This window comes from Undibacterium sp., assembly GCF_030683615.1.
Lineage (GTDB): Bacteria > Pseudomonadota > Gammaproteobacteria > Burkholderiales > Burkholderiaceae_D > Undibacterium > Undibacterium umbellatum.
In genome coordinates this window covers 79128-100954 of the sequence record NZ_JAUXQE010000002.1, presented here as the reverse complement: position 1 = coordinate 100954, position 21827 = coordinate 79128, and the positions used below count along the sequence as shown (strand labels likewise).

Genomic DNA, 21827 nt, shown 5'->3' with positions numbered 1-21827 from the left:
AAACCCTTCGGGAACTGACGATTTGGGCGCATTGCAGCGTTGTGCCGCTTGCAAAGGCGGACGCCTTAGCTGCGCGTCACGTCTTGCACTGCATCCCAAATCGTCTTGTTCGCACTCATCCTATTTATGAAATGAGTTCTAAGGAAGCGCTGATTAAGTCCGGTTCGCCATTCGTAAGTCATTGATTTTTCGAGAATTAATTTTACGATTTTGGACTTAATCAGAGGTGCCCTAAATATTTTGAAGTAAGCGGTATCGCTACGGCGGTGTTTTCCCTGCACAACAAACCAGAATCATATGGGGTAACATGTCTTAAAATGTTATTTGCTGCGTTATTCTTCCTCGCTGCTGCTGCCGTCATCGTCTACTTCATGAAATACCTATCCGAGGTTGTGCAGGCAAGGGTGCGCCTCGGGCAGGACGAAGCTTACCGAGCGCGTGCAAGCCAGGCAGCGCTGGCAGAAATGCACGGCAGGCTCGTGACAGTAGAAAAAAATCTGCGCGAAGTCGAATAGTTGAATAATCGCAGCATCAGCACAATGAGCACAATCAGCAGCATCAAATCAGGGTGCAGTCTCACATTGATTTATCTGCGCCCCCTAGCGGCCATCAGGAGTTAAGCAAATGAAGCAGGTATCATCGTTTCACCTAAATGCGCTCAGGCCGCTTTACTCGTTTATTGCGGTCTTGCTTACATTAACGTGTGCAGCCAATCGAGGTGCAAGATGAAACGAGTGCTACGCTGGTTTGCCTGGACCCTGCTGGGGCTGCTTGCCCTCATCGCATTGTGCGGCGCGCTGTTCGCCTACTTCATTTATTCCCCAACACCTGTGCGCCCAGCCTTGTCTGGCGCTGTGCAAAAAGGCAGCATTCAAGCAGGTGGCATCAAGCGCACCTACATCAGCTATGTCCCACGTGACTTGCCCAAAGGCGCACCGCTGGTGCTGGTCATGCACGGCTCAGGCCAAAGCGCAGCAGATATACGCGTAGAAACCGGCTACGGCTTCGAACGCCTCGCCGACCAGCATGGCTTTGCCATCGTCTACCCCAATTCCCACAGCTTTGACTGGAACGACTGCGGCAAGATCGGCGACTACCAGGTCAATGGCCGCGACATCGACGACGTCGGCTTCCTCAACGCCCTGACCGACAAACTCATCAACGACCTCGGCACAGACAAAACCCGCGTATTCGCCACTGGCGTATCCGCAGGCGGCTTCATGTCACTACGCCTGGCACTGGAATCTCCAAGCCGCTTCCGCGCAGTGGCCGCAGTGTCTGCCAGCGTGCAAGTCCCGCAAAACTTCCGCTGTAAACCCGCAGGCACCGGCGGAACCTCCGTCATGATCATGAACGGCACCAAAGACCCGCTGGTGCCCTACAATGGCGGCGAAGTGAACCTGCTAGGCCTGTTCTACAAATGCGGCGACGTACTCAATGCACGCGCATCGGCGCAATATTTCGCAGACCTGTACAAAATCACCGCCGCACCCACAGCACAGACGACCGCAATATCAGGTGTCAATGTAGAACAAGTAAGCTGGAAGCAAGACCCCAGAACCGAAGTCGAACTCGTCACCATCCACGGCGGTGGCCACGGCCTGCCGCAACCCTACTACCGCCGCGCCCGCTTGCTAGGCCCATCGCCGATGGCACCGAATGGGGCGGAAATGATCTGGGATTTTTTTAAGCGGCAACAACCCTGATGGTCGTGCAGCCTGCCTTATCACTGCATATCGGCCAACGACTCTTAGCCATCACGGGAAGCTCAAGTCCAAGCCGAACGTACTGGCAAGAACAAAGGTGAAAAGCCCCAGGCCCAGGAGCGACAGCATGAAGATGACGGCCACCTTGCCACTCGCGCGAAGCACCGCGCGCTGCTCCAGCCCGTTGTCCTGCTCCTTCTTCCCTTGATCATAATGCCACTTGATGGCGAAAAACATGCCCACGGCAAGCACGAGAATCTTGAACGTAACCAAGACTACAGGTATCCAATCCATCATTTTGAGTATTTCCAGGCTATTACTGACTACTATCTATCGTGAAGCCCACTAACTAAAACCTTGCTTCAGCAGCGACGCTTCTGGTTCAAACCATCCCCACAGGCATCCAGCAAAGTATGCTGCCGAATGCAGATCAGAGCGGTGAAAGCCTCAACGACTGCCCTGCAAGCATAGTGTTGCTCCACATCCTCATGCATACTACCTGAAAGCAATATCCATACATGAGGACAAAATGTCCCAGTTGAAAAACACACAAGACAAAAAATTGCCAAGCTGGTTGCCGCGATTAGCCATGAACGGCGGGCCACGGTTCTTGCAAATTGCAGATGCCTTGCAGGCGGCCGTGGCAGAAGGATCGCTGAAACCGGGTGACCGCCTGCCGCCGCAACGCCTGTTGGCTGCACAGCAGGACGTCGACCTGACGACCATCACTCGCGCCTACGACGAAGCCAGACGCCGCAACTTATTGCATGGCCGCGGTGCTTGGCACCGTTACCCACATGCGTCCTGGCAGGGCGTGTGATGATTAAAGCATATTTCATGATGATTAAAGCATATTTCAATATGGCAAGGATGCTATGCTTCGGTTCGTGATGAAGATGCGCCATCAGAGGCGATTTGCGTTACATTTAATACTTCGCTGACACTTCATCGTACCATACACTGGGCGTCGCACTAGGCAGCCTGAAGTGTCTATCTCCTACCCATCAACGAAACATTTGTATCATGGACCTTGATCTGAGTAAGATTTTCATCATCTCGCCCGATGATATGCTTCGCCAAATTCCTCCGGAAAGCGCGACGTACCCCAATTTTGTGATGCAAGGAGAAAAGACCAGTAAAGCAGGCATCGAATTGGTAAGTAGTTCGTCCACAATCGGGACAATGGTCTCGGCAATCTCGGCCGGAGTACCGCTGATATCGCTTCCACTCGGCTTGATTCTTGGCGCAGGTTTATCCAGTCCCGCGATCATTGCACGGATCATGAAAGAAAAGCCGGAAACAACCAACCCACTCGCTGAGCAGGAAAAAAAGGCTTTGGAAAGTTTTATCATCAAGCATGGCGTGACCTTGAACATGGTGCGTGAGGCAGGATTCCATTTCCCTCCGGGCCATCCCCAAGTGGGGGAGGTGTACAAGCGCCATCCGCTCGCCGACCTCCCGGCGGCGGGAAAAGAAAATGTCTATATTCCTCAGGATAAATACGACGAAATCCTCATGGCCGAAAGAGAGTCGGAGTTAATCAAACTCTTAGTCCATTTGGGCGCAACCAAGATATCAATTACCAAAAACAAGGAAGCGAACAGGAGCGCTACTTCATCCGGAACGGTAACGGCTGGAGCCCCAGCCTGCTCCGTCGGCATAGAGGCGTCTGCGGTGGAAAAACTTGCCAATATCAACAGCGACAAAAGAGAGTTTCTGCTCTCGGGCAAGCACTGGAAAGCTGATGATACCGTTGATCGCTCCTCCTTCGCCTGGTTGAACTATGAACCCTCGTGGGAGGCGCTGGTTGTGGCGAGAGAAGTGGGAGGTTGCACCAAGGCTGCCATTGATATCCGCGAAAATACAACCTCGTCCACCGACAAGGCGCTGGCCGCCAAGGTGGAGTCGGCTTTCTATTCCGGGAAAATTTCAGGAGGGATCGACCGTAGCAGAAATGATGATAATGTATTCACCATTGAGTCTGAGTTCTCTGAAGTCCAGTCTGCCCCACCCAAGCGCGATGACGTGCTAAGTCAGTAGCTATTTAGAATATTACGAATCGCATACGACTTTTTGCAGCTGGATATACGCTGGCTTCTGCTTTGGGTATCTTGCGGAAACTGGAATGATGATAAGGGGCTCGCTTGCTGCAATAGGATTCGGCCACTACTTCAAGAATAATAAACTCTTTCCAAAATTCCTACACTGATATTTGTGCTAAGAGGTTCGAGTAAGGGGCGGATGCAGAAGTGACGGTATTAGCGTGTGTTGGCATACAAATCTACGGCACTGGATTTGCATGAGATATTCTGCGTTCGCTATTTGGTAGATTGCCTGGGCCTTTTGCTTGTTTTAACCACTCGATGCAAACCTGAGATAAACAAGTCATTTTTGGTGTTTAACAATAGCAATTTTTTTAGTTGATTCCAATATCTCAATGTGACTTGAGATGCGATTTGAGAGAAGATGACAAAACACAGTTCTTCTTCTAACTGAATCCATTTGTCACTCATAATGATTTGAGTTCTGGCTGAGTTCAAATCAAGATCCCTATTTCCACATACATCTAACACAATAAGCATCGGAAGAGGCCAATCTAATTTTACTTGATTTTTCTGTCTGTTCCATGAATCAGGAAACAGAGTAGTTGATACCTCAATGCCATGAAGCGACACTTTTGAGCTGGATTTTACTAAAACGTTGCTTGATGTTGATTGTTCAATCTTCCCGTTATCATCTATTTCAATAGAGGTTGCCTTTATATTAATAATATTTTGTTCGACGCTGATAGACTTATCCAACTTATAAGTTGCACCATCAATTTTTACTGATTTAGCATTAACATTAATTTCATTCACTGGATTTTGGCTGTGCTCAAGAATCGCAATGATTGCTGACCCAACTAACCCCTTAGCTTTGTCAGAGAAATCAACGGTAAATTCTTTTATATTCTCATGATCCTTCCAATAATAATTTTTAAGTGACGACACCTTTATAGCTTCAAAAGTATTCTCATCCAATTGTTTATTTTCTGACCCACTCTCGATTTTTATTTTAAAGGGAGGATTTGGGATGACGTTCTCCACAGACTTCACAAATTCTAAGTCGGCCATTCGGTGCCAAGGATTCTTGTTTTTTCTGAGGAAAAGTTTCGTCGAAGTTCCAGGAATTTTTCTTTTGCCTGGTCGTGTCCAAAAAATGCTTTCTTGGCCTTCTATTGTAAGTTGAAGAGGTTCACTAGACGTATGGGGGCCGTATATTTTACGAGAGTCAACACTTATGGTATCGGCCACCATGAAAGCCGACAGTATTCCTATGCCAAATCTAGACATTGGAGTAAATTGAGCTTTAGATTCTGACTTAAGATCATAAAAATCTGAAGATTTGTAAAACGACGAACCGACCTTTGAATAGTACGTGTCAATAATATACTGATCCATTCCAATTCCATTGTCAGTCACCTCTAGGATATCTGTACCGTTTTCTTGGAAATATCTGACCGTTATCTGCGGATCATAAGAATTGCTCCAACTGGTCTCAAGTGCACTTCGAAGCAAGCATGCATCGATTGAATTTTGCAGCAGTTCTCGAAGTGCTACGGCCGGATCGCCATATAACTTTGTACCCATTAACAAATCGATGACTTGGCTCTTACTTAGATTGAACTGAGTTTCTCGATACAGGTACTCCGGATTTCCAAACACATCTTTCTGTGTTTCGATTTTTGAACGATCGACTTTAAAAGGAATTTGCAAAAAAATCTCGCGCCCAATACTTTTATTGAAATCGTTTAACGCGGAGATTACGTTATTGCAAACGCTCAGTTCATTGTCAATAGTGTCGCAAAAAGCATGGATCGATGCTTGAATAGCAGGGTGCTTGCATTTTGCAGCATATTGAATGGTTTTGCTGTTAATTATCCAAGCCTCGACCGCTCTATGCTTGTTCCATTCTTTTATGGAAATGGGATGTCTTACAAATAAATGCGAAAATAATACGGAAGGAGTTCGCTTGCCGTCAAAATCTAATAGGTCTGCTAAACGAAGAACCACACCTACTAGGGGAAGACAAGCAAAAACATCTGGGCCGCATAAATAGTTTTTGTCTAACTCAAGAAGGCTAAGGGCATCATCATTATGGCTGAAGCAAATGGTTGCAAATTCGACTGCGAGGTCTACATCGCGAAAGACAATCTTATCTATCCAATGCGCTTTTATAATTTCCTTTGCTCTTTGGGCGTGTGTTAAGCGGATGTAATCTGTAACTAAATACGATTTAACCATTTCAACACCACTAAAGTTTTCTTGTGATACAAAGGTCTCAATTTGAGTTTGTTGATCTGGTCTTGATGAATAAAATCTTAAGAAATTTCGGTACTCAGATTCATCTGTTTCGTCGTCGAATACCGGGTTGCGATCCCATATTTTTTTCCATGATAAAACCGTTTTGACTTCTGGCGCCATTCCAATATCATGAAAAAATGCACTCAAAATTAATAACATTAGTTCAGGCGAGGAAAGCTTTTCAGTTAGATCTTGAGGCAAAATTCTTTCCATCAAGCTCAAAACTCTAAATAGATGATCGCCATCATGCAGGGTAAATTCCCCCATATGGATCAAAATTGTTTTCGTCCTTTGAAAAGCATAGTACGTGGCATCATCAACAAGCTGAAGAACATGATTACCGGATGGCTCCTGTCCGCATTTCGATTTTAAAGTGTTATATAGATAGCTTTTTGTTAGCCTTGTTTGAGTCTCAGCACGCCAGTCATCATTTATCATAATTCTTGCCCTTAATAATTTTTATCTCATCTAGTTTAGCCGCGTAGTGTGGGCTCATATTGCATGAAAAATTACAAGATAGTTTAATGGGTAGTCTGTCGTTCACGTTGTCATCCATCGGCGGAGGAATATCTGGTCGACGGCGAGCTGAATACGATTTCCCAGTTAATAGGTTGCTTCGATTACTATGCCGCCGCTACCTCAATAAACCCTTTCAAATGCATGAGCGGAGACACTAATGGCTTGACAGCCCTTAATTGGGATATTCAAATTCATAGCATTAATGTAATTTACCTAACATGAGAAGGGAAGATGTTTAGAGGTTAAATACAAAAAAAGGCCAACCATTTCTGATTGACCTTTTCGTTTTACATCACAAACTTCAGAACATCAAACGTCAATATTCCCCGCCCGCAACGCATTCGATTCAATAAACGCCCGGCGTGGTTCTACGTCGTCGCCCATCAATGTGGTAAAGATCTGGTCGGCGGCGATCGCGTCTTCGATCTGTACTTTGAGCAGGCGGCGGACTGTGGGGTCCATGGTGGTTTCCCAGAGTTGGCTTGGGTTCATTTCGCCCAGACCTTTATAGCGCTGTTTGCTGACGCCGCGTTCGGCTTCGTCGCGCAGCCAGAGCATGGCTTGGTGGAAATCGTGTACGGCGATTTCCTTGGCTTTTTCGCCTTCACCACGGCGGATGAATGCGCCTTCTGTGAGCAGGCCTTTGAAGGTTGTCGCGGCGTTTTCCAGTACCTGGTAATCGGCACCGTCAACAAAGTCGGCATCGATGCTGCTTACCTTGATGTTGCCGTGGTACAGGCGTTCTATGCGCAGGCTGAATGCGCCTGAGAGTTCGTCGCTGCGTACTACTGCTTTCACCGCATTGTCGCCAATGGCGGCGGTCAGGGCGATGGCGGATGCTTCTGCGTTTTCTGCGTTATCCAGTTTCAGCGTGACGCCGGTCATGATGGCGGTGAGGGCTGCGCGGTCGATGACGCGGGTCAGGCGCATCATGATGGCGTTGGCCAGGTTGTACTGGCGTACCAGTTCGCCCAGGGCTTCACCAGTGATGGGGGCTGCGCCTGTGCCTGGTGTGAGCGACGCGCCGGTCAGGGCCACTGTCATCATGTAGGTGGCTTCTTCTGCATCATCTTTGAGATAACGTTCATCGCGGCCTGCCTTGACTTTGTAGAGTGGTGGCTGGGCGATGTAGATGTGGCCGCGCTCTACCAGTTGTGGCATCTGGCGATAGAACAGGGTCAGCAGCAGTGTGCGGATGTGGGCGCCGTCGACGTCGGCATCGGTCATGATGATGATGCGGTGGTAGCGCAGTTTGTCGGCATTGAATTCGTCCGGGCCTATGCTGGTGCCCAGGGTGGCGATCAGGGTGGTGATCTGCTCACTGGACAGCATTTTTTCAAAGCGGGCTTTTTCTACGTTGAGGACTTTACCGCGCAGTGGCAAGATAGCCTGGAACTTGCGGTCGCGGCCTTGCTTGGCTGATCCACCCGCAGAGTCACCTTCGACGATGTACAGTTCGCACAGGGCCGGGTCTTTTTCCTGGCAGTCTGCCAGTTTGGAGGACAGGCCCAGGCCGTCCATGACACCTTTGCGGCGTGTCAGTTCGCGGGCTTTGCGGGCTGCTTCACGGGCGCGGGATGCCTCGACGATTTTGCCGCAAATGATCTTGGCGTCGTTTGGTCGTTCTTGCAAAAAGTCAGACAGGGTCTTGGCGACGATTTCTTCTACCGGGCCGCGCACTTCGCTGGAGACGAGTTTGTCTTTGGTCTGCGAGCTGAACTTTGGTTCTGGCACTTTGACTGACAAGACGCAGGTCAGGCCTTCGCGCATGTCGTCGCCAGTGACTTCTACCTTGGCTTTCTTGGCGTATTCATGTTCTTCAATATACTTGTTGATGACGCGGGTCATCGCGGCACGCAGGCCGGTCAGGTGGGTGCCACCGTCGCGCTGCGGGATGTTATTGGTGAAGCACAATACCTGTTCATTGTAGGCGTCATTCCATTGCATGGAGACATCAACAGTGATGTTGGTGCCCTGGTCAGACAGGCGTTCGCCAGTGGCCTGGAAAATCGTCGGGTTGAGTATGCTTTTGTTTTTGTTGATGTATTCAACAAAGCCACGGGTGCCGCCTTCAAAGGCAAACAATTCTTCTTTGCCGGTGCGATGGTCGTTGAGCTTGATGCGTACGCCATTATTCAAAAAGGACAATTCGCGTATGCGCTTGGCCAGGATTTCATAATGGAATTCAACATGGGTAAAGATTTCTTCATCGGCCCAGAAGTGGACTTCAGTGCCGCGCTTGTCGGTGTCACCCAGGACTTTGATGGGGGAGGTAACGATGCCATCAACGGTTTCGAGTTCGCGGTTTTGCGGTACGCCACGGACAAATTCCATCGCATACATTTTGCCATCGCGGCGGATAGTCAGCTTGAGCAACTTGGACAGGCCATTCACGCAGGAGACACCCACGCCATGCAGACCGCCAGATACTTTGTAGGAGTTTTGATCGAACTTGCCACCTGCATGCAGCTCGGTCATGACGATTTCTGCGGCGCTGCGTTTTGGGTCGTGCTTGTCATCCCATTTAATGCCGGTAGGGATGCCGCGGCCATTGTCAGTGATGGAGATGGAGTTGTCGCTGTGGATGGTGACATTGATCTCGGTACAGTGACCTGCCAGGGATTCATCAATGGAGTTATCCAGCACTTCAAAGACCAGGTGATGCAGACCGGTGCCGTCCGAGGTGTCACCGATGTACATGCCGGGGCGTTTCCGCACGGCTTCCAGGCCTTCCAGAATCTGGATTGAGGACGCGCCGTATTGATTGGGCTGGGCTGGAGTGTTGTCTTGGGTGTTATCGGACATGGCTACCTTCTAAAAAAACGAACTGTTTTGGACAATTGTGTCAATCGCCCAATGTGAAACATATTCAGGGACTGCTTTGTCATTCCTGCTTGGTCTGGATTCAGTGTCTGCGTTGTTGATGCATTACGCATAAAGACACTGGAACGCCAGCCCGGTGGATTCCCGCCTGCGCTGGAATGACGGTAATGAGATTGCCGTGAATTTTGCGTACTGCTTTCACGGCAATTCAGCACATAAAAAAACTATATTCGCATCGGCATGACGACATATTTAAAGTCGGTGTTGTCGGGGATAGTGATCAGTGCGGATGAATTGGAGTCGCCCAAAGAGACCGATATCTGGTCGCATTTGAGGTTGTTCAATACATCGAGCAGATAGCTGACGTTGAAGCCGATGTCCACGCTGTCGCCACCGTAGTCGATTTCGATTTCTTCTATCGCTTCTTCCTGGTCGGCATTGGTCGACAGGATCTGCATCAGGCCAGGGGTGATGACGCAACGCACGCCCTTGAACTTGTCCGACGTCATGATCGCGGCACGCTGCAATGAACGCAGCAATTGCTCGCGGCCCAAAGTGAAGCTGTTTTTATAGCCTTTTGGGATGACGCGGTTAAAGTCAGGGAACTTGCCTTCGACCAGTTTGGAAATCAGTTCGATATCGGCAAAAGTCAGTTTGACCTGGTTGTTGGCGATGTCGATCTGTACCGGGTCTTCTTTGTCTTCCAGCAGGCGCTGCATCTCGATGATGGTCTTGCGCGGGATGATGACTTCATGACGCGGGAATTCTTGCTCGACTTCGACCTGGCAAAACGCCAGGCGGTGGCCATCAGTTGCCACGGCGATGACGTTCTTGCCATCGACGACCAGCAGCAAGCCATTCAGGTAGTAACGAATGTCTTGTTGCGCCATCGAGAAATGCACCATGTTGAACAGGTGCTTCAGGGTTTTTTGTGGCAGGTTGACGCTGGCATTGAAATGCTCGGCCTGGGCTACGGTAGGGAATTCTTCCGCTGCCAGGGTTTGCAAGGAGAAGCGTGATTTGCCTGACTGCACGGTCATCTTCTTGTTTTCAAGCTTGAGGACAACATCATTGTCATCTGGCAGGGCGCGCAAAATATCCAGCAATTTGCGGGCTGCTACCGTCGTGGCAATGCTGTCGCCACCTGAGCCTATGGCCGCCTTGGTCGTGATCTGCACTTCGATGTCTGTCGACAGGAACGACACTTGTTCACCGTCTTTGCGAATGAGGATATTGGCCAGAATCGGCAATGTATGCCGACGCTCGACAATACCACTCACAATTTGCAAAGGCCGGAGCAGGGTGTCCCGGTGGGTTTTAACCAATTGCATTTGAATATCCTCACTAAATTATGGTGATAAGGAACTTAAATTATCTCTTACTGTTTTTTTATAAACTGCTTCACATATTTACTGCGGTATTGCTTGTTACTTTGATGCGCATGGGGCACCTTACAAATTTTTCATTCCCTCCCTTTCAGGGGGAGGGCGTCACATCATATTGCCAAATTTCTATGTCGCTCTGTGCAAACGGCTCTTGCGCAGATGGATCCCAGCCTTCGCTGGGATGACGTCAATACGATTTCGCGTATTGCTAATTCCAGAGCAAAACCCTTGCCAACCCTACAAAACTGCCATAAAAATTACTGCCAAAACCATCGCAACTTGCACATCCTACAACATCCAGCCCATCAACCCTTGAGCGTTTGCTCTAATACATGCAGCTCATGGTTGCATTCGGGGTTTTTGGTACGGTCTGCGGTGATCTTGCGTACGGCGTGCAAGACCGTGGTGTGGTCGCGGCCGCCAAAGAGTTCGCCGATTTCTGGCAGGCTCTTTTGTGTGAGTTCCTTGGCCAGATACATTGCAATCTGGCGTGGTCTGGCGATATTGGCCGGACGTTTTTTCGAATACATGTCGGCGACTTTGATGTTGAAAAAGTCAGCAACGGTCTTTTGTATGTTCTCTACGGAAATCTGGCGGTTTTGTACCGACAGCAAATCCTTCAGTGCTTCTTTGACCACGTCGATGGTGATTTCTTTGCCATGGAAGCGGGAGTAAGCCAGGATCTTGCGCAAGGCACCTTCAAGCTCACGCACATTCGAGCGCAAATGCTTGGCGACGAAGAAGGCAACATCGTCAGAAATATTGACGCCTTCTGAATGCGCTTTCTTGAGCAGAATCGCTACGCGCATTTCCAGCTCTGGTGGTTCAATGGCGACTGTCAGGCCAGAGTCAAAGCGCGAAATCAGGCGGTCATCCATGCCGGTGATTTCTTTTGGATAAGTATCACTGGTGATGATGATCTGTTTCTTGGCCGCAATCAGGGCTTCAAAGGCGTAAAAGAATTCTTCTTGTGTACGGCTCTTGCCGCCAAAGAATTGAATATCATCGATCAGCAACAAATCCAGCGAATGGTAATAGCGTTTGAACTCGTCAAAACCCTTGCGCTGGTAAGCGGTCACTACGTCGCGGACATACTGTTCTGCGTGGATGTAGCGTATCTTGGCATTCGGGTTATCGACCAGGATCTGGTTACCAATGGCGTGGATCAAATGCGTTTTACCCAGGCCAACGCCGCCATATAAGAATAAGGGGTTGTACGAAACGCCAGGGTTATTCGCCACCTGGATAGCTGCCGCGCGGGCCAGCTGGTTGGCCTTACCGGTGACGAAGCTGTCAAAGGTGAGGTCGGAATTAATACGGCTTTGTTCGCGGCGCGGTGATACTTCTGGTTGCGCCGGTTCGGACATCATTTCTGGCACGCTGCCCTGGGCATCGAGGTCAGCATTCAAACCTTGCGAACGTGGCGCAGCCGCCGCTGGGGGAGCCGGCTTTCTGTTGCCACGCGGATCAAGCACAAACTGTACTTCGACATCCTCATCCCAGAACTGGTTCGCCAGGTCGGTGATGCGGCTGGCGAACTGGGCTTTGACCCAGTCCAGTTTGAAACGGTTGGGCGCCGCAATGCGCAGCTTGCCGTTTTCATAGTCAAGCGGTACTAGCGGTTTGATCCAGGCGCTATATTGCTGTGGTGGAAGCTCTTGCTCAAGTTGGGAAGAACAGGCCTGCCAGAAATTTTCCATGTATGACTTTAATTATTAAATGCAAATGCGCGGTGCCGAATTAAATTCTACCGGTGCGATATTTAGTAAAGATTACTGTGAGGTTTGCGCCTCTATCGCTGGGTAAGTTGTCTGGAAGACATAAAACGGTGCCGCGCTAATCCGCTATTTTAACCCCGCTTGACCGAGTTATCCACAGGTTTGGGTTTAAATTTATTCTTTGCATTGCACCAATGCTTGTGCCCTGATTGATTAATTTTTGCGCTAAGTGATTGACACGCAAAGCAAAAATGGTGTCTAATTCAGGGTTCCCTACCCCTCTTTTATTGGTGCGGCTTTAATTATCGGTTTTTTGATGGATTGATGCGCAACACCATGAGCAGCGGTTTTGGGGCAGTAAAGGCGAAAGGCCTGACGAAAATGTGCAAGCCGAAGTCGCACCCAAGACAGCCTTTATCCGTAATTCCGATTTTTTTTATTGCTCAATTAGCGAGACCAACATGAAACGTACTTACCAACCTTCCGTCGTTCGCCGCAAGCGCACCCACGGTTTCCGCGCACGTATGGCAACCCGCGGTGGCCGCGCTGTTCTGAACGCACGTCGCGCCAAAGGCCGTAAACGCCTGGCAGCTTGATTATCAGTTTTGGTCTGCGCCAGCCTTGCTGAATTCGCATGATCAATCATATAACTGAGCCAGTTCAGGCAGGTGCAGGCGGCGCAGATTTTGCCCGCGTTCGACGCATCGTTAAAACGGATGAGTTTTCATCCGTTTTTCGTTTGCGCCCCGTGCAAAAGACCGCGCATTTTGTGCTGTACACCAGAACCAATGATTTGCCGCATGCCCGTCTGGGTGTGGTGGCCGCTAAACGTTTTGCGCCACGTGCCGTGACGCGCAATACGATCAAGCGTGTCACCCGCGAGATTTTTCGTCACGCATCATTGCTGAATGTGGATTGCATCGTGCGGCTGTCCCGCCCTGTTAACAGCAAGGCAGGGCCGGCGACGACCGCCCAGCTCAAGCGTGAGCTCAGGGCGGAAATCTTGCGTCTGTTTGCCGCACCGGCTTGCGCAGTGGCGGTTAGCAAACTGCCGGTAAGTCAACTTTAGGGCATTTGAGATGAAAACCCTGCTGCTCCTGTTGCTCAGATTTTATAAGCTGGCAATTAGTCCCATGCTGGGGCAGAACTGTCGTTTTTATCCCAGTTGCTCTGAATATGCAGCAGAGGCCATCAAGGTACATGGTGCCGCCAAGGGTAGTTTGCTGGCAGGCAAACGCTTGTGCAAATGCCATCCCTGGCATCCTGGCGGCGTGGATAATGTGCCACCTGCTAGTGAAAAATCGCAAACTGCCCCCACATCTGCCCAGTGCTGCCATGATGGCAAGCATACTGGACATTCTTCTCCCCTTTCCTGACATACACAAATGGATATCAAACGTACCGTCCTGTGGGTAATTTTCTCTTTCTCACTGCTCATGCTCTGGAATGGTTGGGGGCAATATAACGGCAAGCCGTCTATGTTCGCTCCACCGCCACCGTCTGTCAAAGTGACCAGTGCCTCGGCTTCTGCCAGCAATAGTGCTACCGCTGCTACAGCCACATCGGCAAGCGCTACCGCAGTAGCTGGTACGGATGCAACAGCAGCCCCTGTTATCAAGAGTGAAACCATTATCATCACAACTGATGTCGTCAAGGCGGAAATTGATACCATTGGTGGCGAACTGAAAAAACTGGAATTGCTCAAGCATAAAAATGACACGGACCGCACTAAAAATGTGTTCCTGTTTAATAAGTCTGATAAACGCACTTATCTGGCGCAAACCGGTTTGTTGGGCGGTGCTTACCCTAATCACAAATCCGGCTTCGTTGCCAAACCAGGTGTACGTACCCTGGAAGGTGGCAATCAGGTGCAACTGGTGCTGGAATCCGAGCAAAGTGGCGTCAAGCTGACCAAGACTTATACCTTCAAAAAAGGTGAGTACCTGATTGATGTGCGTCATGATGTTACCAATACCAGTGCGGCAGCGGTTACGCCTTCTCTGTATCTGCAATTACTGCATGACGGCACCAAGCCTGAAAGTGGTGGCATTTTCTCTGGCAGTGGTGAGTTCTATGCACCTGCTGTGTATACAGATGCAGAAAAATTCCAGAAACTGGATTTTGAAAAAATCGCCAAGGGTTCAGATAGTCATGCCAAAGCATCAGACAATGGCTGGATAGCGATGTTGCAGCATTTCTTTGTGTCTTCTTTCATCCCGCAAGACAAGACCAAGCGTGAAATCTTTACGAAACAAGTTGATACCAATCTGTTCGCAGTCGGTAATGTCTTGCCCATGGGCACAGTGGCACCGGGTGCAACCGTCAGTATGAATGCTCAATTGTATTCAGGCCCGCAAGAATCTGCCAAGCTGGAAGCAATTGCCCCAGGTTTTGAGCTGGTTAAAGACTATGGTGTATTGACCATCATCGCCAAGCCTTTGTTCTGGGTCATGGAGCAAATCCACAAGATGCTGGGTAACTGGGGCTGGACGATCGTGGTCTTCACGATCGCCATCAAACTGGCTTTGTTCCCATTGTCGGCTGCCGGTTATCGCAGCATGGCAAAAATGAAGGTCGTGACGCCGAAGATGCAGGCCGTGCGTGAACGTTTCAAAAACGATCCGCAAAAAATGAACCAGGCCATGATGGAGTTGTACAAAACCGAGAAAATCAATCCTCTCGGCGGCTGCTTCCCTATCCTGATCCAGATGCCTATCTTTTTGGCATTGTTCTGGGTCTTGCAAGCCAGCGTGGAAATGCGCGGCGCACCATGGGTGGGCTGGATCACGGATCTGACTGCACCTGACCCATGGTTTATCTTGCCGGTGATCTATGCGATCTCGATGTATATCACCTCCAAGCTGAACCCGGCCCCGGCTGATCCTATGCAGGCGAAGATGATGTTGTTCATGCCATTGGCATTCTCGGTCATGTTCTTCTTCTTCCCGTCTGGCCTGGTGTTGTATTGGGTAGTTAACAATATCTTGTCGATTGGACAGCAGTGGGTCATCAATAACAAGTTTATTCCGCCCGAGCATAAGGCTTGAAGATAGAGCTTAAAAATTGAGCAAATGAGAAAGCCCGCAAGTTTGCTTGCGGGCTTTTTTGTTTTTGCACAGATATGTTCCAACCTACGATATCTGCTCTTGTAGGTATACGCTCTGTCGCATTTCCGTCACAAACCCACTGACTAATTTGCACTCATCATGTGCAAGCACAGATAGAATTTCAACATGATCTACGAACCCATTCCCATCGCTGCCATTGCTACTGCCCCCGGGCGCGGTGGTATCGGTGTAGTGCGCATTTCCGGCAAAGACCTTGCCCCTGTCGTCGCGGCCCTGTTTGGCAATACACAATTCAAGCCGCGTCATGCCAGTTATTTGCCATTTACCCAGGCAGATGGCACGGTCATTGACCAGGGCATCGCGATATATTTCAAGGCACCGCATTCTTATACCGGCGAAGATGTGCTGGAGCTGCAAGGTCACGGTGGCCCGGTGGTCATGCAAATGCTGCTGTCACGCTGCCTGGAAGCAGGCAAGGATGCGGGTCTGCGTCTGGCCGAGCCGGGTGAATTCACTCAACGTGCCTTCCTGAATGACAAGCTGGACCTGGCGCAGGCAGAAGCGGTATCTGATTTGATCGAGGCATCAACCGAAGCCGCAGCCAAGTCGGCATCTCAATCACTGTCCGGTGCTTTTTCCAAAGTCATCCATGCACTGGTAGAAAAAGTCGTGCATTTGCGCATGCTGGTAGAAGCGACGCTGGATTTCCCGGAAGAAGAAATCGACTTCCTGGAAAAATCTAATGCCCGCGGCCAGTTGGCCACTATACAAACGGCCTTGCAAAAAGTGTTTGAGCAAGCTGCTCAAGGCGCTTTGTTGCGCGCCGGTTTGAACGTGGTGCTGGCCGGCCAGCCGAATGTCGGTAAATCTTCTTTGCTCAATGTATTGGCTGGCGATGATGTCGCTATCGTTACCCCCATCGCCGGTACTACCCGCGACAAGGTGACCGAGACTATTCATATAGAAGGCATACCGCTCAACATCATCGACACCGCAGGCATACGCCACGAGCATGATGAACCTGAAGCAGGCCAGGTCGCCAATGCCATCGATACGGTAGAGCGCATAGGCATAGAACGCACCTGGGCAGAAGTAGAAAAGGCGGATGTCATCCTGCATCTGCTTGACGCCAGCCGCGGCCCTACCCGCGCTGATGATGCCATCGTCGCCCGCTTCCCTGAAGGCGTGCCGGTGATACGCATCTGGAACAAGATAGACTTGTCCGGCCACCATGCCAGCGTCGATGAAATGTCAGATGCCACACATATTTACCTGTCTGCCCATGAACACATAGGCATAGATCTGCTGCGCAAGGAATTGCTGCGCATTGCTGGCTGGGAGCAAACCGGTGAATCACTCTACCTTGCCCGCGAACGCCACCTTATCGCCCTGAAACACGCGCATGAGCATCTGCAAAACGCAGCGGAATACGCAGCGCAAAATGATCAGTCGCTGGATTTGTTTGCCGAAGAACTGCGCTTGACACAAGATCGTTTGAACAGCATCACTGGTGAATTTACTTCCGACGATTTGCTGGGTGTGATTTTCTCGCGTTTCTGTATCGGAAAATAGGCAGCGGCATCATACATGGCGCAACTCAAGACTCAGACAGATACCGTCCCGCGCTTCTGGCGCGACGACAGATTACCGTTTATCGAGGCACGCTATCTGGCAGAAGGTCGTTCAGACAGTTATGACAAACATGCACATCAGACTTTCTGCATAGGTGCTATTACTGCAGGGGCAAGCAATTTTTTCATGGCGGGTATGCAGCATCATGTGCATGCAGGTGAGTTGGTGATCATCAATCCGGGACAGGTGCATATCTGTAGACCTGTCGATGATTTGCCTTGGGCTTTTTGCATGTTGTACGTTGATGCCAACTGGCTGGCAGCTTTGCAGACTGAACTGGGACAAGTAAGAAAACCGGAATTTCAGGCTTATACCAGTGCTGTGTCGGGTAATATTTTCCTGTATGAAGGCCTGCTCGATTTGTATCAAACCCTGATAGATAGCGAAGCTGAACTGCTTAGCAAACAGGGTAATGTGATCCAGTATTTTTCTGAGGTGCACAAGCACCTGCAATCTGCTCCGGCAGAACTGCAACTGGAAAATGCGAGGCTCAAACTGGCCGCTGATTTTATCCATGAACATTGCACGCAAGACCTGAGTCTGGATGATATTTCTGCCCACGCAGGCTTGTCCACTTCTTATTTATTCCGCGCTTTCAGGAAGCAATATGACATGACGCCGCATGCCTACCTGATTAATCGCCGTGTGCAATATGCGCAAGAGAAATTGCGGCAAGGTGCGAGCATTGCCGATGCTGCACTGGAAGCAGGCTTTGCGGATCAGGCGCATTTTCAGCGTGTTTTCAAACGCCTGCTGGCGGCGACGCCGGGACAGTACCAGGCTTGAAATCTGGCTCAACTCAGCACTAAATACGCTGCACTGATCAATAACATCACAGCAAGGCTACGGTTAAAGGCCCGCATCAGCGCTGGCTTTTTGAATAGCTGGCGCAAGGCCGTGCCCGCATAAGCCCAGGCGGCTATCGATGCATAGCAAATGAAAAAATAGATAATGGTGAAATGGTAAATCATGCTGGTGTCACCATTCGCTGCATAAGCGCCCATGCCTGCGATAGATGCCAGCCATGCTTTGGGATTCAGCCATTGCATGAGCGCGCCATACCAGGCTGACGGTCCCTTGCCATGTTCATCCACTTCCAATTTCCCATTATCAACAGCCAGCTTGTAAGCCAGGAACAGCAGGAAAGCGACGCCTGCCCATTTTATGATTTGCGCCAGCGCAGGCATGATGGCTAACAGCTCATGCAGACACAGGCCCGTCAGAAATAGCAAGATCGTAAAACCTATGGTCGCGCCGCTGACATGGGCAAGGCTGGCACGGAAGCCATACTGTGTGCCCGACCGTAATGCAACGATATTTACAGGACCAGGTGAAATGGATGAGGCCAGCGCAAATGCGGCCATGGAGAGATAGAGATTGAGCATAAACGTGGTCCGTATAAGTGAGTCGATAGACAGATTTATACGTGACCACACTTGACCTGTATTGAAGAAAACTACCCTGAGGGCATGTGCAGCACTTACATAGTCATGGCTGCCTGTAAGCGCGGTCGCAGATCATCGACGAGGCGTTTGCGACTGGAGCGTGCATATTCTGCCGGTGAAAACCACATGGCGGCGTTTGCAAAGGCATCGACTACGGGCAGAATTCCCCTCGCTTCAGCCGCACTGAAATCAGTCTTGCTGCCATTGGCTGTCAGGTGGCTAAGCTTTTCTTGTAAAACGCCTTTGCATGCAATTTCAGCGGCAGAAACTGGATTGGCCGTACATATGCCAAAGGTGCCAAGCAGGAAATGCTTCCAGTGGAGTTCTGCATTTTCCGCCAGCCCGGCTATGTTGACCGTGCCATCCGCTTCAAAGCAGTCTCGCAGATGCCATACACTGGTATTCATTTCAGTCAGCGCAGCGATATAGTCACGCATGAATTCCTGTTTCATCAGTTCTGGTGCCGCTGTTTCTCCGTGCTCAGCCACCAGCTGTTTTGCTCTTTCGCACCAGACGGTATGACAGCCACGGAAATATTCTCCAGCAACAGTATCGGTGACATCTGACTCACCAAATACAGCAGAGTTGATGGTGGCATTTTCTGAGACTACATAAGAAGGACCGGGCAATATTTGTGCTGCCAGCAAGTCATTTAATTCTGCTTCAGAAATAGCGCAGGCTGCTGCGAATTGTGCCTTGTTCAGGAAATGTCTATTCAGGTAGAGCTGTAGTTCAGACATGTTGATATTCCCTCTGGATATGAAAACTGCCTTTGGTTAGGCAGGATGTTGCGCCATAAGTTTGGGGGGGGCACTTATGCGTTAGCCATGTACATGGCGACTATCTACCGGTGCCTGTTCACGCTCCAGCAAACCATAGTCACGCACTACCGATGCAATACGTAAACGGTAAGCTGCGAACACGTGGCCGCGTCCTTGTGATTGCGCCGCCCTGTGCTCTTCGGTATTGCGCCAGTTGGCGACTGCTGCTTCATCACGCCAGAATGACAGGGACAAAATCTTACCGGGGTCAATCAGGCTCTGGAAACGTTCTATGGAAATGAAACCGTCCATCTCCCGGAGCAAAGGTGCAAGCCCTGCTGCGATATCCAGGTATTCCTGTTTGTTTTCTGCATGTGGTATGACTTCAAAAATCACGGCTATCATGTGTTCTCCTTGTTTTAGATGTTGTGAGTAAATACCGGGATGCGGCCATTCAGCGAAGCTCTGTAAGTCCAGCGTAGTGCAGCAAAATCAAATGCGGGTATGCTCAGCAAATGAGACAGACAAGTGGCTGTGATGCGCTCTGCAATGTCCTGGCCAGGGCAGGCGTGGCGACCATGGCCAAAGGTGAACACTTTTCTGTCTGGCCTGTCCAGTTGCAGGAGATCAGGATCAACATTGGCCGCCGCATCACGATTGGCAGCAGCCAGCAAGACCACGATGACATCGCCCGCTTGCAAGGGCTGACCATCGATTTCGCAATCATGGTTGACGAAGCGTCTGGTGTTTTGCACTGATGCATCGTAACGCGCCACTTCGGCTACGAACTGGCTTAATTTTTGTGCAAGGGCAGAAGTGTCTGCACGCAAGTCTTGCGGCAAGACGGGGTGTGCTTGCAAGGCAACGAGGCCATTGCCTGCCAGGCCAGCAGTGGCTTCATAAGTCTGCGATAGCAAGCCTATGAGGTTGGACAAGATGCCATCAGCATGCTGCCAGCCACATAGTTCAGCTTCGTTTTGCAGACCTGCCAAAAATCCTTGCGGTTTTGCCTGGCTGTCTTGCAGCAGTTGGCGGAAATTGTCTTGCAAAGCCTGAGCAGCCACATGTGCCGCATCAATTTGTTCTGCTGTGCTCAAGGGGGACAGACAGCGTACGAAATCTGCCATCCAGTTTGCCAGGTCAGGCAAGGTTTCTTCTTCAAATCCCAATATGCTGCCCATGACATGAACAGGCAAAGCTAACAAATATTGTGTCAGCCCGTTCCCTGTAGTGACATCATATTTCCTTGCAAGTTGAGCGGCATGCTGGTGCGTATGTGCAGCGATGCCAGACAAATCCAGCTTGCGTAGTGAGCTTTGTATGACTTGCTTGGGCAGGGCATGTGCCTGGCCTTCATTCATGCGTATCAGATTTGAGAATACTTCTCCCGCCGTGCCACCCGCAATATTGCGCGGCACGGGTTCGGCAACTGGCCTGACGGCGCAAGCAGGTGATTCCAGCACTTCTTGCACGACTGCAGCGCGGCTGGCAATCCAGCATTTGAGTTCTGCATCGAAAACCAGCGTGGGCCCTTCGCGCAGGCTGGCGTAATACGGATAAGGGTCTGGGTGGCAAGCGGCATTCAGGATGGTGATTGGATGTGTCATGGCATGGCCGTTGGGTAAGTAATGAAATGCAGTATAGGGCTTGTTTGCATTGAACAATTCGCTTACCATCAAACTATGAATGCAGACAATCCCACCAATATAGAATACGCCGATACCCAATTAGCCAAGTTGGCTGGTGCCATTGCCGAGCCTGCGCGCTCCCGTATGCTGTGCAGCCTGATGGACGGGCGCGCCCGCACCAGTACTGAGCTGGCTGTCGTGGCTGAGGTCAGTCCTTCCACGGCCAGTGTGCATTTGAGCAAATTGCTTGAGCAGCATCTGGTGAACGTGGTGGCACAAGGCAAGCACCGCTACTACCAGTTAGCAAGCAATGAAGTCGCGATTGCACTGGAATCCCTGCTTCTGATCGCAGGTTTGCCCAAATCACGCTTTGTGCCCAACACGCCAGACCGCCTGCGCAAGGCGCGTACCTGCTATGACCACATGGCGGGTGAGGTGGCAGTGGGTGTACATGATTACCTGATGCAGCATGCCTGGATCAGACCTGTGGACGGTGAAGAAACCGCCTATGAATTGACAAGCACAGGCAGCAAAGGCTTGGAAGAATTGGGTCTGGATATCGCCACTACCCGCAAGGCCAGACGGCGTTTCGCCTGCTCATGCCTGGACTGGAGTGAGCGCACACCGCATCTGGGTGGCGCATTGGGTGCCGCTTTATTGAATTTGCTGCTAAACCACGCCTGGCTGGAGCGTGACCTAGATAGCCGGGCGCTGGCTCTGACCAGCAAGGGCAAACGTGAATTTCAAAAAGTGTTTGCCTTAAAGACCTGAAACCTCAGGTCCTAGACTTGATGCTTAA

General features: G+C 50.3%; 20 protein-coding genes and 1 pseudogene. 12 read left to right on the top strand and 9 right to left on the bottom strand.

What is annotated here, in order from left to right:
• From Q8K39_RS00740 to Q8K39_RS00730, 3 genes are all read left to right on the top strand, one after another.
• Window positions 1–185: hypothetical protein (locus tag Q8K39_RS00740; protein ID WP_305257890.1), on the top strand; the 185-nt coding region annotated here is incomplete at its 5' end.
• A 132-nt stretch (window positions 186–317) separates the two neighbouring features.
• Window positions 318–515, top strand: a complete 198-nt coding sequence (locus Q8K39_RS00735) for a hypothetical protein (RefSeq protein WP_305257889.1) — start codon at window positions 318–320, stop codon at window positions 513–515.
• Window positions 516–725: 210 nt separating this feature from the next.
• Complete coding sequence (locus Q8K39_RS00730; RefSeq protein ID WP_305257888.1) at window positions 726–1706, top strand: PHB depolymerase family esterase; 981 nt, start codon at window positions 726–728, stop codon at window positions 1704–1706.
• Window positions 1707–1757: 51 nt separating this feature from the next.
• On the opposite strand, the gene Q8K39_RS00725 is transcribed toward Q8K39_RS00730, so the two are convergent.
• Entirely contained in the window at window positions 1758–2003 is a 246-nt protein-coding gene (locus Q8K39_RS00725) for a hypothetical protein (protein WP_305257887.1), read from the bottom strand.
• A 232-nt stretch (window positions 2004–2235) separates the two neighbouring features.
• Here Q8K39_RS00725 and Q8K39_RS00720 point away from each other — a divergent pair.
• Both Q8K39_RS00720 and Q8K39_RS00715 read left to right on the top strand, forming a co-directional pair.
• A pseudogene (locus Q8K39_RS00720) lies at window positions 2236–2499 on the top strand (GntR family transcriptional regulator); the annotation flags it as partial.
• Window positions 2500–2729: 230 nt separating this feature from the next.
• Window positions 2730–3746, top strand: a complete 1017-nt coding sequence (locus Q8K39_RS00715) for a hypothetical protein (protein WP_305257886.1) — start codon at window positions 2730–2732, stop codon at window positions 3744–3746.
• A gap of 278 nt (window positions 3747–4024) precedes the next feature.
• Here the strand turns inward: Q8K39_RS00715 and Q8K39_RS00710 are convergent, their stop codons facing one another.
• From Q8K39_RS00710 to dnaA, 4 genes are all read right to left on the bottom strand, one after another.
• Window positions 4025–6487 (bottom strand): HD domain-containing protein, encoded by a 2463-nt coding sequence (locus Q8K39_RS00710; protein WP_305257885.1) that lies wholly within the window; start codon window positions 6485–6487, stop codon window positions 4025–4027.
• A gap of 390 nt (window positions 6488–6877) precedes the next feature.
• The gene (gene gyrB, locus Q8K39_RS00705; RefSeq protein ID WP_305257884.1) at window positions 6878–9373 is read right to left on the bottom strand and encodes a DNA topoisomerase (ATP-hydrolyzing) subunit B; all 2496 of its coding nucleotides are present in this window, start codon (window positions 9371–9373) and stop codon (window positions 6878–6880) included.
• A gap of 242 nt (window positions 9374–9615) precedes the next feature.
• The gene (gene dnaN / locus Q8K39_RS00700; protein WP_305257883.1) at window positions 9616–10722 is read right to left on the bottom strand and encodes a DNA polymerase III subunit beta; all 1107 of its coding nucleotides are present in this window, start codon (window positions 10720–10722) and stop codon (window positions 9616–9618) included.
• A 359-nt stretch (window positions 10723–11081) separates the two neighbouring features.
• Window positions 11082–12476, bottom strand: a complete 1395-nt coding sequence (dnaA, locus tag Q8K39_RS00695) for a chromosomal replication initiator protein DnaA (RefSeq protein WP_186953794.1) — start codon at window positions 12474–12476, stop codon at window positions 11082–11084.
• Window positions 12477–12955: 479 nt separating this feature from the next.
• Between dnaA and rpmH the strand changes: the two genes are divergently transcribed.
• From rpmH to Q8K39_RS00665, 6 genes are all read left to right on the top strand, one after another.
• Window positions 12956–13090 (top strand): 50S ribosomal protein L34, encoded by a 135-nt coding sequence (rpmH, locus tag Q8K39_RS00690; protein ID WP_061535510.1) that lies wholly within the window; start codon window positions 12956–12958, stop codon window positions 13088–13090.
• A gap of 38 nt (window positions 13091–13128) precedes the next feature.
• A complete protein-coding gene (gene rnpA / locus Q8K39_RS00685) occupies window positions 13129–13563 on the top strand; it encodes a ribonuclease P protein component (RefSeq protein ID WP_186953795.1) in 435 nt (144 codons plus the stop codon).
• Window positions 13564–13573: 10 nt separating this feature from the next.
• Window positions 13574–13870 carry a membrane protein insertion efficiency factor YidD gene (gene yidD / locus Q8K39_RS00680; protein WP_186953796.1) on the top strand — a complete coding sequence of 99 codons (297 nt, stop codon included), beginning with the start codon at window positions 13574–13576 and terminating at the stop codon, window positions 13868–13870.
• A gap of 9 nt (window positions 13871–13879) precedes the next feature.
• Window positions 13880–15541 carry a membrane protein insertase YidC gene (gene yidC, locus Q8K39_RS00675; RefSeq protein WP_305257882.1) on the top strand — a complete coding sequence of 554 codons (1662 nt, stop codon included), beginning with the start codon at window positions 13880–13882 and terminating at the stop codon, window positions 15539–15541.
• 186 nt (window positions 15542–15727) lie between these two features.
• Complete coding sequence (mnmE, locus tag Q8K39_RS00670) at window positions 15728–17134, top strand: tRNA uridine-5-carboxymethylaminomethyl(34) synthesis GTPase MnmE (RefSeq protein WP_186953798.1); 1407 nt, start codon at window positions 15728–15730, stop codon at window positions 17132–17134.
• A gap of 15 nt (window positions 17135–17149) precedes the next feature.
• Window positions 17150–17980 (top strand): AraC family transcriptional regulator, encoded by an 831-nt coding sequence (locus Q8K39_RS00665; protein ID WP_305257881.1) that lies wholly within the window; start codon window positions 17150–17152, stop codon window positions 17978–17980.
• Window positions 17981–17988: 8 nt separating this feature from the next.
• Here the strand turns inward: Q8K39_RS00665 and Q8K39_RS00660 are convergent, their stop codons facing one another.
• The 4 genes from Q8K39_RS00660 to Q8K39_RS00645 form a co-directional block, all read right to left on the bottom strand.
• Entirely contained in the window at window positions 17989–18579 is a 591-nt protein-coding gene (locus tag Q8K39_RS00660) for a LysE family translocator (protein ID WP_305257880.1), read from the bottom strand.
• A 95-nt stretch (window positions 18580–18674) separates the two neighbouring features.
• Window positions 18675–19379, bottom strand: coding sequence for a DUF6058 family natural product biosynthesis protein (locus Q8K39_RS00655; RefSeq protein ID WP_305257879.1), 705 nt, complete (start codon window positions 19377–19379; stop codon window positions 18675–18677).
• Between the two features lie 81 nt (window positions 19380–19460).
• On the bottom strand, window positions 19461–19805 hold the full coding sequence (locus tag Q8K39_RS00650; protein WP_305257878.1) for an antibiotic biosynthesis monooxygenase: 345 nt from the start codon (window positions 19803–19805) through the stop codon (window positions 19461–19463).
• Between the two features lie 14 nt (window positions 19806–19819).
• A complete protein-coding gene (locus Q8K39_RS00645; RefSeq protein ID WP_305257877.1) occupies window positions 19820–21007 on the bottom strand; it encodes a cytochrome P450 in 1188 nt (395 codons plus the stop codon).
• 75 nt (window positions 21008–21082) lie between these two features.
• Between Q8K39_RS00645 and Q8K39_RS00640 the strand changes: the two genes are divergently transcribed.
• Window positions 21083–21799, top strand: a complete 717-nt coding sequence (locus Q8K39_RS00640; RefSeq protein ID WP_186953804.1) for a helix-turn-helix transcriptional regulator — start codon at window positions 21083–21085, stop codon at window positions 21797–21799.
• Window positions 21800–21827 lie beyond the last annotated feature (28 nt).

Coding starts and splice junctions, on each gene's coding strand:
- yidD (WP_186953796.1), top strand. CDS start 13,574: ATGAAAACCCTGCTGCTCCTGTTGCTCAGATTTTATAAGCTGGCAATT.
- dnaN (WP_305257883.1), bottom strand. CDS start 10,722: ATGCAATTGGTTAAAACCCACCGGGACACCCTGCTCCGGCCTTTGCAA.
- Q8K39_RS00640 (WP_186953804.1), top strand. CDS start 21,083: ATGAATGCAGACAATCCCACCAATATAGAATACGCCGATACCCAATTA.
- rnpA (WP_186953795.1), top strand. CDS start 13,129: ATGATCAATCATATAACTGAGCCAGTTCAGGCAGGTGCAGGCGGCGCA.
- gyrB (WP_305257884.1), bottom strand. CDS start 9,373: ATGTCCGATAACACCCAAGACAACACTCCAGCCCAGCCCAATCAATAC.
- Q8K39_RS00735 (WP_305257889.1), top strand. CDS start 318: ATGTTATTTGCTGCGTTATTCTTCCTCGCTGCTGCTGCCGTCATCGTC.
- Q8K39_RS00665 (WP_305257881.1), top strand. CDS start 17,150: ATGGCGCAACTCAAGACTCAGACAGATACCGTCCCGCGCTTCTGGCGC.
- yidC (WP_305257882.1), top strand. CDS start 13,880: ATGGATATCAAACGTACCGTCCTGTGGGTAATTTTCTCTTTCTCACTG.
- Q8K39_RS00650 (WP_305257878.1), bottom strand. CDS start 19,805: ATGATAGCCGTGATTTTTGAAGTCATACCACATGCAGAAAACAAACAG.
- Q8K39_RS00715 (WP_305257886.1), top strand. CDS start 2,730: ATGGACCTTGATCTGAGTAAGATTTTCATCATCTCGCCCGATGATATG.
- Q8K39_RS00725 (WP_305257887.1), bottom strand. CDS start 2,003: ATGATGGATTGGATACCTGTAGTCTTGGTTACGTTCAAGATTCTCGTG.
- mnmE (WP_186953798.1), top strand. CDS start 15,728: ATGATCTACGAACCCATTCCCATCGCTGCCATTGCTACTGCCCCCGGG.
- dnaA (WP_186953794.1), bottom strand. CDS start 12,476: ATGGAAAATTTCTGGCAGGCCTGTTCTTCCCAACTTGAGCAAGAGCTT.
- Q8K39_RS00730 (WP_305257888.1), top strand. CDS start 726: ATGAAACGAGTGCTACGCTGGTTTGCCTGGACCCTGCTGGGGCTGCTT.
- Q8K39_RS00645 (WP_305257877.1), bottom strand. CDS start 21,007: ATGACACATCCAATCACCATCCTGAATGCCGCTTGCCACCCAGACCCT.
- rpmH (WP_061535510.1), top strand. CDS start 12,956: ATGAAACGTACTTACCAACCTTCCGTCGTTCGCCGCAAGCGCACCCAC.
- Q8K39_RS00710 (WP_305257885.1), bottom strand. CDS start 6,487: ATGATAAATGATGACTGGCGTGCTGAGACTCAAACAAGGCTAACAAAA.
- Q8K39_RS00655 (WP_305257879.1), bottom strand. CDS start 19,379: ATGTCTGAACTACAGCTCTACCTGAATAGACATTTCCTGAACAAGGCA.
- Q8K39_RS00660 (WP_305257880.1), bottom strand. CDS start 18,579: ATGCTCAATCTCTATCTCTCCATGGCCGCATTTGCGCTGGCCTCATCC.